This is a genomic window from Micromonospora sp. C81 (assembly GCF_018070425.1).
Lineage (GTDB): Bacteria > Actinomycetota > Actinomycetes > Mycobacteriales > Micromonosporaceae > Micromonospora > Micromonospora zamorensis.
Genome location: NZ_JAGPXS010000033.1, coordinates 24,535 through 39,113, shown reverse-complemented (window position 1 = coordinate 39,113; position 14,579 = coordinate 24,535). Strand labels below are relative to the sequence as shown.

General features: G+C 69.4%; 13 protein-coding genes. 5 read left to right on the top strand and 8 right to left on the bottom strand.

Features of this window, described 5'->3' with window-relative positions; all coding sequences use genetic code 11:
* Positions 1–62 precede the first annotated feature (62 nt).
* The 6 genes from KBX46_RS31650 to KBX46_RS31625 form a co-directional block, all read right to left on the bottom strand.
* A complete protein-coding gene (locus KBX46_RS31650) occupies positions 63–1,127 on the bottom strand; it encodes a succinate dehydrogenase/fumarate reductase iron-sulfur subunit (RefSeq protein ID WP_210795694.1) in 1,065 nt (354 codons plus the stop codon).
* Positions 1,124–3,052 (bottom strand): fumarate reductase/succinate dehydrogenase flavoprotein subunit, encoded by a 1,929-nt coding sequence (locus KBX46_RS31645; protein WP_099848484.1) that lies wholly within the window; start codon positions 3,050–3,052, stop codon positions 1,124–1,126. The genes KBX46_RS31650 and KBX46_RS31645 overlap by 4 nt, the downstream gene beginning before the upstream one ends.
* Before the next feature lie 12 nt (positions 3,053–3,064).
* Positions 3,065–3,871 (bottom strand): hypothetical protein, encoded by an 807-nt coding sequence (locus KBX46_RS31640; protein WP_088950095.1) that lies wholly within the window; start codon positions 3,869–3,871, stop codon positions 3,065–3,067.
* A gap of 253 nt (positions 3,872–4,124) precedes the next feature.
* Positions 4,125–5,522: a TldD/PmbA family protein gene (locus tag KBX46_RS31635; RefSeq protein WP_210795692.1), complete on the bottom strand. Its 1,398-nt coding sequence runs from the start codon at positions 5,520–5,522 to the stop codon at positions 4,125–4,127.
* Positions 5,519–6,955 carry a TldD/PmbA family protein gene (locus KBX46_RS31630; protein ID WP_210795689.1) on the bottom strand — a complete coding sequence of 479 codons (1,437 nt, stop codon included), beginning with the start codon at positions 6,953–6,955 and terminating at the stop codon, positions 5,519–5,521. The genes KBX46_RS31635 and KBX46_RS31630 overlap by 4 nt, the downstream gene beginning before the upstream one ends.
* Before the next feature lie 33 nt (positions 6,956–6,988).
* Positions 6,989–7,537: a Uma2 family endonuclease gene (locus KBX46_RS31625; protein WP_099856703.1), complete on the bottom strand. Its 549-nt coding sequence runs from the start codon at positions 7,535–7,537 to the stop codon at positions 6,989–6,991.
* Positions 7,538–7,814: 277 nt separating this feature from the next.
* Here KBX46_RS31625 and KBX46_RS31620 point away from each other — a divergent pair, with 277 nt between their 5' ends.
* The 5 genes from KBX46_RS31620 (at position 7,815) to KBX46_RS31600 (ending at position 13,759) form a co-directional block, all read left to right on the top strand.
* Positions 7,815–8,870, top strand: coding sequence for an ABC transporter ATP-binding protein (locus KBX46_RS31620; RefSeq protein WP_210795703.1), 1,056 nt, complete (start codon positions 7,815–7,817; stop codon positions 8,868–8,870).
* Positions 8,867–9,868, top strand: a complete 1,002-nt coding sequence (locus KBX46_RS31615; protein ID WP_141911069.1) for an ABC transporter ATP-binding protein — start codon at positions 8,867–8,869, stop codon at positions 9,866–9,868. Before KBX46_RS31620 ends, KBX46_RS31615 begins: the two co-directional genes overlap by 4 nt.
* Entirely contained in the window at positions 9,865–10,872 is a 1,008-nt protein-coding gene (locus tag KBX46_RS31610) for an ABC transporter permease (RefSeq protein ID WP_210795687.1), read from the top strand. Before KBX46_RS31615 ends, KBX46_RS31610 begins: the two co-directional genes overlap by 4 nt.
* 11 nt (positions 10,873–10,883) lie before the next feature.
* Positions 10,884–11,870 (top strand): ABC transporter permease, encoded by a 987-nt coding sequence (locus KBX46_RS31605; protein ID WP_088950090.1) that lies wholly within the window; start codon positions 10,884–10,886, stop codon positions 11,868–11,870.
* A gap of 146 nt (positions 11,871–12,016) precedes the next feature.
* The gene (locus KBX46_RS31600; RefSeq protein ID WP_210795685.1) at positions 12,017–13,759 is read left to right on the top strand and encodes an ABC transporter substrate-binding protein; all 1,743 of its coding nucleotides are present in this window, start codon (positions 12,017–12,019) and stop codon (positions 13,757–13,759) included.
* A gap of 126 nt (positions 13,760–13,885) precedes the next feature.
* Here the strand turns inward: KBX46_RS31600 and KBX46_RS31595 are convergent, their stop codons facing one another.
* Both KBX46_RS31595 and KBX46_RS31590 read right to left on the bottom strand, forming a co-directional pair.
* Positions 13,886–14,269 carry a PIN domain-containing protein gene (locus KBX46_RS31595; RefSeq protein ID WP_099848472.1) on the bottom strand — a complete coding sequence of 128 codons (384 nt, stop codon included), beginning with the start codon at positions 14,267–14,269 and terminating at the stop codon, positions 13,886–13,888.
* Entirely contained in the window at positions 14,266–14,514 is a 249-nt protein-coding gene (locus KBX46_RS31590) for a type II toxin-antitoxin system Phd/YefM family antitoxin (RefSeq protein ID WP_210795683.1), read from the bottom strand. The genes KBX46_RS31595 and KBX46_RS31590 overlap by 4 nt, the downstream gene beginning before the upstream one ends.
* Between the last annotated feature and the right edge of the window lie 65 nt (positions 14,515–14,579).

Below are 14,579 nucleotides of genomic sequence, written 5' to 3'. Positions count from 1 at the left end.
GGGTGGGGGTATGCGAACGGGGGCCGCGGCTACAGCCGCGGCCCCCGTCTTCGTTGAGGTTTCTAGTGCTTGTTGTCCTGGTCCGGGTGCGCGAAGTTCAGGTGCTCCGGAGGCAGCGGGAAGGTCACGTCGTCACCGAACGGCGACGGCGCGGCAGCCCGGTCGAAGGTGAGCTCGGTCAGCGGAAGCTTGCCCCGGTCGTCCACCGCCGGAGCGGTCGGGTGGGGCACCTCCCGGTGCCAGTTGACGCCGCTCTGCGCCTGCGCCTCAGCCTGCGAGTCGTGGGAGCCACCCGCATGCGAGTGCAGCCCACCACGGGCTGAGCCCGGCGTCGGCGAGCCCTGACGGGCGGTGGTCACGCTGGTCTGGGGCGTCTCGCCCCGACGGAAGATCTTGCTACCAAGCCACACAAGGGGATCGTACCTGCGGTCGACGACCCGTTCCTTCATGGGGATGATCCCGTTGTCAGTGATCTTGATGTGCTCGGGGCAGACCTCGGTGCAGCACTTGGTGATGTTGCAGAAACCGAGGCCCTGTTCGGCCTGTGCGTACTCCTTGCGGTCCGTCCGGGCGTCCAGCGGGTGCATGTCCAGCTCGGCGGCCCGAATGAAGTACCGCGGGCCGGAGAACGCCTGCTTGTTCTCCTCGTGGTCGCGGATCACGTGGCAGACCGTCTGGCACAGGAAGCACTCGATGCACTTGCGGAACTCCTGCGAGCGCTCGACGTCGACCTGCTGCATCCGGTAGTCACCCGGGGCGAGGTCCGCCGGTGGCGCGAACGCGGGCGTCTCCCGTGCCTTCTCGTAGTTGAACGAGACGTCGGTGACCAGGTCCCGGATGACCGGGAAGGTACGCAGCGGGGTGACCGTGACCGTCTCCTCGTCGCCGAAGGTCGACATCCGGGTCATGCAGCCCAGCCGCGGCTTGCCGTTGATCTCCATGGAGCAGGAGCCGCACTTGCCGGCCTTGCAGTTCCACCGGCAGGCCAGGTCGGGAGCGTCGGTGGCCTGCAAGCGGTGGATGACGTCGAGGACCACCTCGCCCTCGTTCACCTCCACCATGTAGTCCTGCAGGTCCCCGCCGGTCTCGTCGCCCCGCCAGATCCGGAACTGACGCTTCGCGCTCATCGGTTGTCCGCCTCTCCAGCGTCGGCGACGAGGGCGTCGAAGTCGGCCAGCTCCTCGTCGGTGAGGTACTTGGAAAGCTCCGCACGGTCGAAGAGGCCGATCAGCTCCGGCCGCATCTTCGGCAGCGGCTTACGCGTCAGCCGTACGCTGTCGCCGTCCAGCGAGCAGACCAGGTTGACCTGCCGCCACTTCGGCTCCATCGCCGGGTAGTCCTCCCGGGTGTGCCCGCCGCGCGACTCCTGCCGCTCCAGCGCCGCCTTCGCGGTGCACTCCGAAACCACCAGCATGTTGCGCAGGTCCAGGGCCAGGTGCCAGCCCGGGTTGTAGCGCCGGCCGCCGAACGCGCTCACCTTGGCGACCCGCTCGCGCAGCTCGGCCAGTCGCACCAGCGCGTCGGCCAGCTCGCCCTCGCGCCGGATGATTCCGACCAGGTCGCCCATGACCGCCTGGAGGTCCTGCTGAAGGGTGTACGGGTTCTCGCCGGTGTCGCGCTGGAGCGGGGCGAGTGCGGTCTCCACGGCGGCCTCGACCGCGTCCACGGCCACCTTCGGCCGAGCGGCGAGCCCGTCGGCGTAGCTGGCCGCGTGCCCGCCCGCCCGCTTGCCGAAGACCAGCAGGTCGGACAGGGAGTTGCCGCCCAGTCGGTTGGAGCCGTGCATGCCGCCGGAGACCTCACCGGCGGCGAACAGCCCGCGTACGTGGCCGAAGGCGGCACCCGAATCCGGGTCGACCTCGACGCCGCCCATCACGTAGTGGCAGGTCGGCCCGACCTCCATCGCCTCCGCGGTGATGTCGACGTCGGCCAGCTCCTTGAACTGGTGGTACATCGACGGCAGCCGCCGGCGGATCTCCTCGGCCGAACGCCGGCTCGCGATGTCCAGGAAGACGCCACCGGCGGGGGAGCCCCGACCGGCCTTGACCTCGCTGTTGATCGCGCGGGCCACCTCGTCACGGGGCAGCAGCTCCGGCGGACGCCGGTTGTTGTCCGGGTCGGTGTACCAGCGGTCCGCCTCCTCCTCGGTCTCCGCGTACTGCTTGCGGAAGACGTCGGGGACGTAGTCGAACATGAACCGCTTGCCGTCGGAGTTCTTCAGGACGCCACCGTCACCACGCACCGACTCGGTGACCAGGATGCCCTTCACCGAGGGCGGCCAGACCATGCCGGTCGGGTGGAACTGGAGGAACTCCATGTTGATCAACGTCGCCCCGGCGCGCAGCGCCAACGCGTGCCCGTCCCCGGTGTACTCCCAGGAGTTCGAGGTGACCTTGTAGGAACGTCCGACGCCGCCGGTGGCCAGCACGACGGCCGGCGCCTCGAAGAGGATGAACTCGCCCGACTCGCGGTAGTAGCCGAATGCGCCGGCCACCCGGTCACCGTCGAGCAGCAGCTCGGTGATGGTGGTCTCGGAGAACACCTTGATCCGGGCGTCGTACGAGCCGAACTCCCGTTGGTCCTCCTGCTGGAGCGACACGATCTTCTGCTGGAGGGTGCGGATCAGCTCCAGGCCGGTCCGGTCGCCCACGTGCGCCAGGCGCGGGTACTCGTGGCCACCGAAGTTGCGCTGCGAGATCTTGCCGTCCTTGGTGCGGTCGAAGAGCGCACCGTACGTCTCCAGCTCCCAGATCCGCTGCGGCGACTCCTTCGCGTGCAGCTCGGCCATCCGGAAGTTGTTCAGGAACTTGCCGCCGCGCATGGTGTCGCGGAAGTGCACCTGCCAGTTGTCCCGGCTGTTCACGTTGCCCATCGCGGCGGCCGCGCCGCCCTCGGCCATCACCGTGTGCGCCTTGCCGAAGAGCGACTTGGAGATGATCGCGGTCTTCTTGCCGGCCAGCCGGGCCTCGATCGCCGCGCGCAGACCGGCGCCGCCGGCCCCGATGACGACGACGTCGTAGTGGTGTCGTTCGATGCGAGTGGTTGTGGTCATGTCAGGGGCCCTTTAGTTGATGAACCGCAGGTCGGAGAACCAGCCGGCCGCGAGCGCCATGATGTAGAAGTCGGCCAGCGCCAGGGTGCCGAGGGTGATCCAGGCGAGCTGCATGTGGCGGACGTTCAGGGCCGAGACGAACGTCCAGGCCTTGTAGCGCACCGGGTGCTTGGAGAAGTGCTTGAGCCGGCCGCCGATGATGTGCCGGCAGGAGTGGCAGGAGATCGTGTACGCCCAGAGCATCACAACGTTCAGCAGCAGGATGATGTTGCCCAGCCCGAAGCCGAAGCCCTTGGGCGAGTGGAAGGCGAGGATCGCGTCCCAGGTGTTGATCAGCGAGATGATCGCGGCGGCGTAGAAGAAGTAGCGGTGCAGGTTCTGCCCGAGCAGCGGGAAGCGGGTCTCACCGCCGTACTCCTTGTGGCCGTCCGGGACGGCGCAGGCCGGCGGCGACAGCCAGAACGACCGGTAGTAGGCCTTGCGGTAGTAGTAGCAGGTCAGCCGGAACAGCAGCAGGAACGGCAGGGTCAGCGCCGCGTCCGGAATGATCCACCAGCCGGGCAGGAACCGGCCGAAGTGTGAGGCGCCCTCGATGCACCGCTCGGTGACGCAGGGCGAGTAGAACGGGGTCAGGTAGTGGTAATCCGCGACCCAGTAGAAGTCGTGCATGAAGACCCGGACCGTCGCGTACGCGACCCAGGCGCTCAGCCCGATCACGGTGATCAGCGGGGCGAACCACCAGCGGTCGGTACGCAACGTCTTCGCCGCGATCGCGGCGCGCGCCCGCGCTCCCCGCGGCCTCGTTGCCGTTGAAGTCATTCGAGTCGTCTCCTCGACGGGCCCGTACGGGCGGGCGGATCTTTCTCCGGTCGGCACGCGGACCGGCGAACCCGCACCCGCTGCCACGTCATGCGCACACCAACGACCACGCCGGATCGACCGACGCAGCTAAGTGACACACGTTACGCCGATCTCTGCGAGCCGTCCGCGCAAGGGAGTGTCCCGAGTGTCTGGCCTGCGGAAATACCCCGACACGGCGGTCGGCGGCGGGTCGGCGCGCACATTGCCTCGTTCAGCCCGAGGCGCCCCCGGTGAAGTGCCAGGACGCCAGCCGCACCGAGGGCGCCGACCACCATGCACCGTCCACCCGGTCCGGTTGGCGCACCGCCCGCGCTCCCAGGCCGAGCACGGCCCCGGGCCCCAGCGCCCGCGGGTACGACTCGGTGAACCGCAGGTCGCGGACCGCCCGCACCACAGTGCCGTCCTCGATGAGCCAGACACCGTTGCGGGTCAACCCGGTGACGACGAGGCTCTTCGGGTCCAGCACCCGGGTGTACCAGAGGTCGCTGACCAGCAGCCCACGGCGTACGCCGGCGACGAGCGCGGCGGTGTCCGCGTCGACGACCGCCCCGGCCGCCGCGCCGGTGGTGCTCCGACCGGTCGCGCTGGCCGGGCCGGCCGTCGCGCCGGACAGCCGCAGGTTGCGGGCCATCGGGCCCCAGGTGGCGCCACCCGCGACCGCGTGCCCGGTGGACTGCGCACCCGCCTCGGCCGCCGTCCGCCGATCGTGGGCGACCGCCCGGGTGGTGCCCGCCTCGACCAGGGTCAGCGCCCCTCGCGCGGTGCCCTCCGCGTCGAACGGCAGGCCGGACGCGCCCAGCGGGTCGTCCACCAGGGTCACCGCCCGGTCGAACTGGGCCGCCCCCGGCTCGGCGAAGGACTGCCGCTCGGCGTACCGCTTGCCGTTGAAGCCATACCAGGACAGGTTCTGCAACAGATCCGCCACGGCGGCCGGCTCGAACACCACCTCGTAACGCCCCGGCGGCAGCTCCACCGGGTCGGCCGCCGCCTGCGCCTTCGCCGCGGCCTGCGCGCCCAGCTCGGCACCGTCGAGGTCGGAGAGCCGGTCGCTGGCGAACCGGGCCACCCCGTCCGCGCCGTCGCTGCGCGCGATGCCGTCCATCGCCGCCTCCGCCGATCGGCCGGACGCCGTGTGCCCGGCCGAGTTGGCGAACGCCGACGAGCGGTGCGCGGTGCGGCAGTAGCCGGCGGTGCTGAGGCCACCGGCGGCGGCCACGAACGCGCCAACCCGGTCGGCCCGCTGGTCCGGCTCGGCGTACGCGGTCGCCTCGTCGACGGGCGGCGCGGCCGGCACGGGCGTCGGTGCGACCAGCCCCGGCCAGCCCGGGTCCGGCGGGCAGAGGCGCGCCGCCGCCAGGGTGCGTTCCACGAGCGCGTGCAGCCCGTCGGCGGTGACCACGCTGCCGCTGCCGGCGGCGGTCCGACCGTCGATGTGCAGCCGCAGCCGGACCCCGACGGTCGACTCCGCGACGTTCTGGTGGATGGCCGAGTTGGCGAACCGGGTCAGCGCCAGGTCCGCCCGGGTCACCACCGCATCGGCCTGCGCGGCCGGACCGCCGAGACGCCGAACCAGCTCGACAACCTGCCCGGCCAGCTCCAACTCGGTCATGCTGAAACCCCCACCCGGACGTTGCGGAACCTGGCCGGCGCGGCCGGGTGACCGGTGTGGCCGATCTGGCCGGGCTGGCCCTTGCCGCAGTTGGGCGTGCCCCAGGAGACCGTCTCACTGGACAGCATGTCCATCGAGCGCCAGAAGAGCGGGCCGATCCCGGTGTACGTGGGATTGCGCAGCATCCGCCCCCGCCGCCCCTTCTTGATCTCCCAGCCGACCTCGCAACCGAACTGGAAGTTGAGCCGCTTGTCGTCGATCGACCAGGAGCGGTTGAGGTCCATCAGCACGCCGTCGTCGGTGGCCGCGATGATCTCCTCCAGGGTGTGCGGGCCCGGTTCCAGACCGACGTTGGTCATCCGCACCATCGGCAGTCGGGCCCACCCGTCGGCCCGTACGCTGCCGCCGTAGTCGAGGCTGGCCATGGCGGCTGAGTCCCGGCCGGCGAGCACCCCCACCCAGCGACCGTCGCGCACCGCGTCCCGCTTGACCGCCGGGGAACCCTCGTCGTCGAAGCCGAAGCTGCCCAGCGCGCCGGGGATCGTGGGATCGATGGTGATGTTCATCAGCTCGGAGCCGTAGCGCAGCGAGCCGAGCTGCGCCAGGTCCAGCCAGGACGTGCCGGCGAACGCCGCCTCCCAGCCGAGGATCCGGTCCAACTCGATGGCGTGCCCGACCGACTCGTGGATCTGGAGGGCCAACTGCTCACCGCCGAGGATCAGATCGGTCTCGCCCGCAGGGCAGAGCGGTGCGGTCAGCAGCGCCCGGGACTCCTCGGCGATCTGTGCGGCGTGCGCGGCCAGGTCGAGCGACTCGACCAGCTCCCATCCCGTGGTGCCGTACTGCCCCCGGTAGCTCGGCCAGGACCGGCGCTGCGTCTCGCCGTCACCGATGGAGGTGGCGGAGATGCCGCCGCCGCACTCGCGGATCCGCTGGTCGATCCGGTGGCCCTCACTGGAGACGAACCACTTCGCGGTGTCCCAGACCTGGTAGAGGCCCTCGGCCAGGTCGGCGCCGTGCTCGGCCATCGTGCGGGTCGCGTCGACCAGCAGGTCACCCTTGTCCGACAGGGGCACCCCGAGCGGGTCGATCTGGCAGCCGGAGGCCCAGCTCGCGGTGACCGCCTCCGCCGGAACCAGGTCGACAGGCGGGCCTGGCACCCGCGCGCTCGCCATGGCCGTCCGCGTCGCGCGCCGGCCTGCGTCGCGGGCGGCGGCGTCGGATAGATCGGGTACGGCGTAGAAGCCCCAACTCGCACCGACAAGTGCCCGGACACCGATGCCGATGCTCTCGTCCTGGGTCAGCTCCTCCACGTCGCCGTTGCGCGCGGTCATCGACTCGTAGCGGCGGTGCATCACCCGCGCGTCGGCGCACCGGGCGCCCGCGTCGAGGGCGGCCTGGACGGCGGCACTGGCCGCGTCGAATTCGGTCATGCGACCGACCCTAGGCCAGCCGACCGACACCCGTCAGGGGACGAGGTCCTCCGGCCGGATCGTGGCCTTCACCGGCTCGGTAAGCACCAGCAGATCGCCCGGTCTGGTTACGGACTGCTCGGTGTAGTGACCGCCCCGCCGCTGGTACAGATGCATGGTTCCACTGTCCTGCTCCACCAGGAGATACCACTCGATGCCGGCGGCCGCGTAGTAGTGCATCTTGAGGACTTTGTCGGTCGAGGCGTTGCTCGGCGAGATGATCTCGCAAACCAGCCGCACGTCACCCGCCTCGACGTTGAGTTCGTCGAAGTCGATCGGACCGGTGATAACAAGATCGGGGATCGGGATCCGGCCGGGCCTGAGGCGGACGTTCACCGCTTCCAAGACGTGCAGGCCGGCTTCGCGCACCGGGGCTCGTAGCACTGCGCGTAGTTCGCCGGAGATGTTCTGGTGTCGAGGGGTGGGGGCTGGGGTCACGTGGAGGCTCCCGTCGAAGAGTTCGACGCGTTGCTGCGTCTCGCCGAGGGCGAGGTACTCCTCTTCGGTCCACGGGCCTTCGTGGTTGAACACCGCCGCGGTCATCGTCACCTCCACCTCGTGCCGGCGGGAATCCTCCCGGTGCTGCCGACACCATGGTCGCACCCAAGGTGCGATCGCGGCATGAATGGGCGTGGATGGCGAGGTGAGGGGGGTGCGCGGCCGATGCCGACTCGTTACGCTCGGGCCCGCTGACACGTGCCGACTTTGTAGCTTATTTTCACCCTCGGGACTTTCATGTAAGTTCCCTTCGTCACTGAGGGAGGTGGCCGTGGACAGCTCGGAACCGTTGCCGTCCGGCGATCCGGACGACCGTCCCGCCGTGCCGGCACAGCGCTCCGACGAGGATGCCTACCTGCGGGTGCGTGACCTGCGGGTCCGGTTCGACACCGAGGACGGCGTGGTGCGCGCGGTCGACGGCGTGTCGTTCGCCGTCGAGCGGGGCCGCACCCTCGGCATCGTGGGTGAGTCCGGTTCCGGCAAGAGCGTCACCTCGCTGGCCATCCTGGGCCTGCACGACCCCAAGCGGACCACCATCACCGGGGAGATCTCCGTCGGTGGCCGTCAGGTGGTCGGCCTCGGCGACGAGGAGGTACGCCGGCTGCGCGGCCGGGACATGGCGATGATCTTCCAGGATCCACTGTCGGCGCTGCACCCGTACTACACGGTGGGTCGGCAGATCGCCGAGGCGTACCGGGTGCACCACCCGAAGGCCAACCGGCGCGAGGCCCGCCAGCGGGCGGTCGACACGCTGGACCGGGTGGGCATCCCGCAGCCGGCGCGCCGCTTCGACCAGTACCCGCACGAGTTCTCCGGTGGCATGCGCCAGCGGGCGATGATCGCGATGTCCCTGGTCAACGACCCGGCGCTGCTGATCGCCGACGAGCCGACCACCGCACTGGACGTCACCGTGCAGGCGCAGATCCTGGACCTGCTCGCCGACCTCCAGGCCGAGTTCCACTCCGCGATCATCCTGATCACCCACGACCTTGGCGTGGTCGGCCAGGTCGCCGACGACGTGCTGGTCATGTACGGGGGGCGCGCCATCGAGCGGGGCACGGTCGAGCAGGTGCTCCGCTCGCCGCAGCACCCGTACACCTGGGGGTTGCTCTCCAGCGTGCCGTCGCTGCACGGCGACGCGGACGCGGACCTGGTGCCGATCCCCGGCAACCCGCCCAGCCTGATCAACCTGCCGTCCGGCTGCGCGTTCCACCCCCGCTGCCGGTACGCGGACCGCGCCGGCAGCCGCTCCCGCAGCGAGGTGCCCGAGCTGCGAGCGGCCGGGGCGGACGGCCACCTGGTCGCCTGCCACCTGAGCGCGGAGGAACGGGCCGCGTTCTACGCCGAGGACGTCGCATCCGTGGGGGTGGCCCGATGACCGACGAACCACTGTTGCGGGTGCGCGGGCTGACCAAGCACTTCCCGGTACGCCAGGGGCTGCGCGCCACCGGCCTGGTGCGGGCGGTGGACGGCCTCGACTTCGATGTGCGACCCGGCGAGACGCTCGGGTTGGTGGGGGAGTCGGGCTGCGGCAAGACGACCACCGGTCGGATGCTGGTGCGGCTGCTGGAGCCGACGAGCGGCAGCATCGAGTTCGACGGGCGGGACATCACGCACGCCGGCCGGCGGGAGCTGCGTCCGCTGCGTCAGGAACTCCAGATCATCTTCCAGGACCCGTACGCCTCGTTGAACCCCCGCCACACCGTGGGTCGGATCGTGGCGATGCCGTTGCAGGTCAACGGGATCAAGCCGCCGGGTGGCGTGAAGGCCCGGGTGCAGGAGTTGCTGGAGCTGGTCGGGTTGAACCCGGAGCACTACAACCGGTACCCGCACGAGTTCTCCGGCGGTCAACGTCAGCGCATCGGCATCGCCCGCGCGCTGGCCCTGCGGCCGAAGCTGATCGTCGCCGACGAGCCGGTCTCCGCGCTGGACGTCTCGATCCAGGCGCAGGTGGTCAACCTGCTGCGCAACCTGCAACGGGAGCTGGGCCTGGCGTTCGTGTTCATCGCGCACGACCTGGCGGTGATCCGGCACTTCAGCCAGCGGGTCGCGGTCATGTACCTGGGTCGGATCGTGGAGATCGGCGACCGGGCGGACATCTACGAACGACCCCAGCACCCGTACACCCGGGCGCTGCTCTCGGCGATCCCGGACGTCACCCAGCTCGGCCCGGCGGGTCGGATCCGGTTGACCGGTGACGTGCCGACCCCGCTCGACCCGCCGTCGGGCTGCCGGTTCCGCACCCGCTGCTGGAAGGCGCAGGACGTCTGCGCCGCCGAGGAGCCGGCGCTGGTGCCGCGCGACGGTGGTCGGCAGGCCACCGCGTGCCACTTCCCCGAGGTGGCGGCTCCGATCTTCGAGGAGGTGCCGTCGTGAGCCTGTCCCCGGTGGAGGGTCTGGCGCTGGCCGAGATCGAGTCCGACCCGGACGCGACCACGCCCGCCGCGAAGGGCGTCGTCGGCCGCTCACCCGGTCAGCTCGCCTGGATGCGACTGCGTCGTGACCGGACGGCCGTGGTCAGCGGCGTACTCCTGGTCTTCTTTCTGCTGTTGGGGTTGGCCGCCCCGCTGATCGAGATGGCCTACGGGATCGGGCCGCGGGAGCAGTTCCAGAACCTGCTGGACGGTTTCGGCATGCCACTGGGCTACGCCGGCGGTGTCACCGGGGACCACTGGTTCGGCCTGGAGCCGAACCTGGGTCGGGACATCTTCATCCGGTTGATCTACGGGTTGCGGACGTCGCTGTTCGTCGCGTTCGCGGCGGCGCTGATCACCGCGACGATCGGGGTCGTGCTGGGCGCGCTCGCGGGCTACCTCGGCGGCTGGCTCGACGCGGTGATCAACTGGATCACCGACCTGACCCTGGCCATGCCCTTCCTGATCATCGCGCTGGCGCTCACCCCCACCGTCACGCTGCGCTTCTACGGTGAGCGGGGGCAGGTGTCGTCCGCCTTCGGGGTGGGCGTGCTGATCGCCGTCTTCGCCATCTTCGGCTGGACCAGCACGGCCCGGCTGGTTCGCGGGCAGGTGATCGCGCTGCGCGAGCGGGAGTTCGTGGAGGCGGCCAGGGCCAGCGGGGCCGGGCTGGGGCACATGCTCTTCCGGCAGCTGCTGCCCAACATCTGGGCGCCGATCCTGGTGTCGTTCTCCCTGGCGGTGCCGCAGTTCATCACCAGCGAGGCCGCGCTGTCGTTCATCGGTGTCGGTCTCAGCGACGAGACCCCGAGCTTCGGCCGGATGATCTACGACAGTCTGGACTTCCTCCAGACCGACCCGGCGTACGTGTTCTTCCCGGGCATCATGATCTTCGCGCTGGTGTTCGCCTTCAACCTCTTCGGCGACGCGTTGCGTGACGCGCTCGACCCGAAGTCGTCCCGGTAGGGGTCAAAATCATGGCGCGATTTCTGCTCAAGCGACTCTTCTCCGCCACGCTGACCCTCTTCGCGGTGAGCGTGCTGACCTTCCTGATGTTCTTCGCCCTGCCGCGCGACCCGGTCAGCAGCATCTGCTCGAAGAACTGCAACCCGGAGCGGCTGGAGCGGGTCCGCGACGACCTGGGCCTGAACGACCCCCTGGTCAGCCAGTACGCCGGCTACATGAAGGGCATCGTCACCGGTCGCGACCTGGGCAGCGCCCAGGGTGGCCGGTGTGACGCGCCCTGTCTGGGCTGGTCGTACGTCACCAACGAGGCCGTCTCGGACACCATCGCCCGGGTGCTGCCGGTGACGCTGAGCATCGTGATCCCGGCGGCGATCCTGTGGTTGCTGCTCGGGGTCGGCCTCGGCATGGTCTCCGCGTTGCGGCGGGGCACCTGGCTGGACCGCCTGGCCATCGGCTTCTCGCTGACCGGGGCCTCGTTGCAGCTCTACTTCGTGGGCGCGGTGCTGCTGTTGGTCTTCGTCTACAACCTGCGGCTGCTGCCGGTGCCGAGCTACACGTCCCTCTTCGACAATCCGGCGAAGTGGGCCAGTGGGCTGGTGCTCGCCTGGGTGGCGCTGGCCTTCCTCTTCTCGGCGATCTACGCCCGGTTGTCCCGCGCGCAGATGTTGGAGACGCTGTCCGAGGACTTCGTCCGGACCGCGCGGGCCAAGGGCCTGGCCAAACCCAAGGTGTACGGGAGACACGCGCTGCGCGCGGCGATCACCCCGGTGGTGACCATCGCCGGGCTGGACGTGGGCGGGGCGCTGGGCGGCACGGTGATCACCGAGACGACGTTCGGCATCCAGGGGTTGGGGCGTACGGCGGTGGACGCGGTGCGCTCGGGTGACCTGCCCACGATCATGGCAACGGTGCTGATCGCGGCCGTCTTCGTGGTGCTGGCGAACGTGCTGGTGGACCTGCTCTACGCGGCCATCGACCCACGGGTGCGGCTGCGCTGACGGCCGGGTGTCCGCCACGCCCACCGATGGCGAAATTTATCGACAACTGTTACACAACTCGTAGGTTTTCTTCCTTACGATCCTCGGGACGTCGGCGGTTCTCGCCCCGACGAAACCGCACGGCACATGGGTGAAGGGGGTACTTCATGAGACCACGCGTGGTGGCTGCCGCAGGCGGCGCGATCGCTCTGGTTGTGGCATTGGGTGCGTGCTCGGAGAACACGGGCGAGGGCACCACGGTGAACACTGACCGGAAGCAGACCGGGGTCATCGCGACCGACCCCAAGGACTCGCAGGGGCCGGCGGCCGAGGTGAGCGGCGCTGCGAAGGGCGGCGTCTTCAGCGTCATCCGGGAGACGCCGATCTCCCACCTGGACCCGCAGCGGACGTACTCGTTCGCCGGTCTGATGGCCAACCCCCTCTGGTCCCGCTACCTGACCACCTGGAAGGACGACGGCAAGGGCGGCCTGGTCCTGGTGGGCGACCTGGCCGAGACGCCGGGCAAGAACGTCAACAACGACTGCAAGGTCTGGGAATTCACCATCAAGGACGGGGTGAAGTTCGAGGACGGTCGGCCGATCACCTCCAAGGAGATCGCGTACGGCATCGCCCGCTCCTTCGACCCGGACCTCTCCGGCGGCCCGACCTACATCCAGGAGTGGCTGGCCGACACCCCGCAGTTCGACACCAAGTGGGACTTCAAGAAGAACAAGACGTCGCTGCCGCCCGGCCTGAGCACGCCGGACGCGAAGACGCTGCGCTTCGAGTTCGCCAAGCCCCGCTGTGACCTGCCGTTCGCGGTCTCGCTGCCGACCACCGCGCCGCTGCCCGCCGACAAGGACACCGGCGTCGACCTGGACAAGCAGCCGTTCTCGTCTGGGCCGTACAAGGTCGCCAAGAACCAGGTCGGCGTGCAGATCACCCTGGACCGCAACCCCAACTGGGACCCGAACACCGACCCGGTCCGCCACCAGTACCCGGACCAGTTCGTCTGGAGCTTCGGCCCGACCGCGGACGCCGCCAACAACCGGGTGATCGCCGACAACGGCGCCGACCAGAGCGCGCTCGCCTTCAACGCCGTGCCCGCCTCGCTGGTCGCCAAGGTCGCCGGGGACGCGTCGCTCAAGTCGCGGACGCTCCTCTCGCCGACTCCGAGCGCCAACCAGCTCGTCATCAACAACCAGCGGGTCACCGACCTGAAGGTGCGCCAGGCGCTCAACTACGCCATCGATCGCGAAGGCATGATCAAGGCGCTCGGCGGTCAGACCGTCGCCGCGCCGCTGACTACGCTGATGCCGCCGGCCACCATCGGCTACAAGGCGTACGACGCGTACCCGGCGGGCGCCAACGGCAACGTGGACAAGGTCAAGGAGCTGCTCGGCGGCAAGACGCCGGAGCTGGTTCTCGGTGTCGCCGACAACTCGACCGAGCAGCAGCAGGGTGCCCAGCTCAAGGCGAACCTGGAGCGGGCCGGCTTCAAGATCACCGTTCGGAACATCTCGGACGACGCGAAGCTCGACGAGATCAAGAAGAAGAACAACCCCTGGGACCTGTACATCGGTAACTGGGCGGCGGACTGGCCCAGCGGGGCGTCGATCCTGCCTGTGCTCTACGACGGCCGCACCATCAAGGCCGAGGGCAACAGCAACCAGTCCTACTTCAACGACCCGGCGATCAACGCCGAGATGGACCGCATCCTGGCCCTGCCCCCGGCCGACCAGGGACCGGAGTGGGCCAAGCTCGACGAGCGGATCATGAAGGAGCACGCGCCGGTGGTGCCGTTCTACGTCGACGTGGCCTACAACGTGCACGGGTCCAAGGCCGGCGGGATCTTCATCTCCAGCGTCTTCGGCTACCCGTCGTTCGTGAACGCGCACGTCAAGCCGTAACTCACACCGCAGACAGACAAGGGTCTCCTCCCGACAGCGTCGTCGGGAGGGGACCCTTCTGCTTCTGCCGGACGGGTCACTTGGTGCGGCCCTGCCGTTTCATCTGGCCAGCTCGGCGGGACGCTGTCAGATTGAATGGATCGTGATGAGGTCTTCGAGACCGGCGAGGTCATCGGCATTGCGGGTGTAGACGGCGGCGTCATGAGCGTGCGCGGTTGCGGCGATGAGCAGGTCCATCACCCTGGCTCGTGGCTGACGGCCGATCTCGACGACGCGGGCAGCCAGTCGCGCGTAGCTGTCGGTGATGGCTTCATCGATGGGAAGCGGATCAAATCGGCGTTGGATCGCGCTCAACCGCGCCAGACGGAGCGCTCTCGCCTCGGCGGTCTTCGCGACCAGGACACCGAACTGAAGTTCGGCGAGGCTGACGACGCTGATGGCCAATTCACCCGGAATCGGGGTCACGTCGGTAGCGATGAGGACGCTGGTGTCGAGGATCCCGCGGCTCACCGCTCAACCCACGGATCGGTGACGGCATCGTCGAGGAGGTCCCGATCGGCTGCCCATCCTGGGTCGGTGGGTTGGTCAAACACGCCGGTGAGATCGTCCCATTCGCGCCAGGTTCGAGGACTGACCGGGCCGAGTACGGCTGCCGGTCGGCCGGCGACAGTGATCGTCACGCGTTCACCCGCTTGCGCCCTGCGCACCAGATCGCTGGCGTTCTGCCGCATCTCCCGCAACCCGACTTCATGCATACGCCCCACTGTAGCACTTGTGCTACCACTGTCGGAGGTCGTCGGCTCTCGCTCTGGCCTCGCGC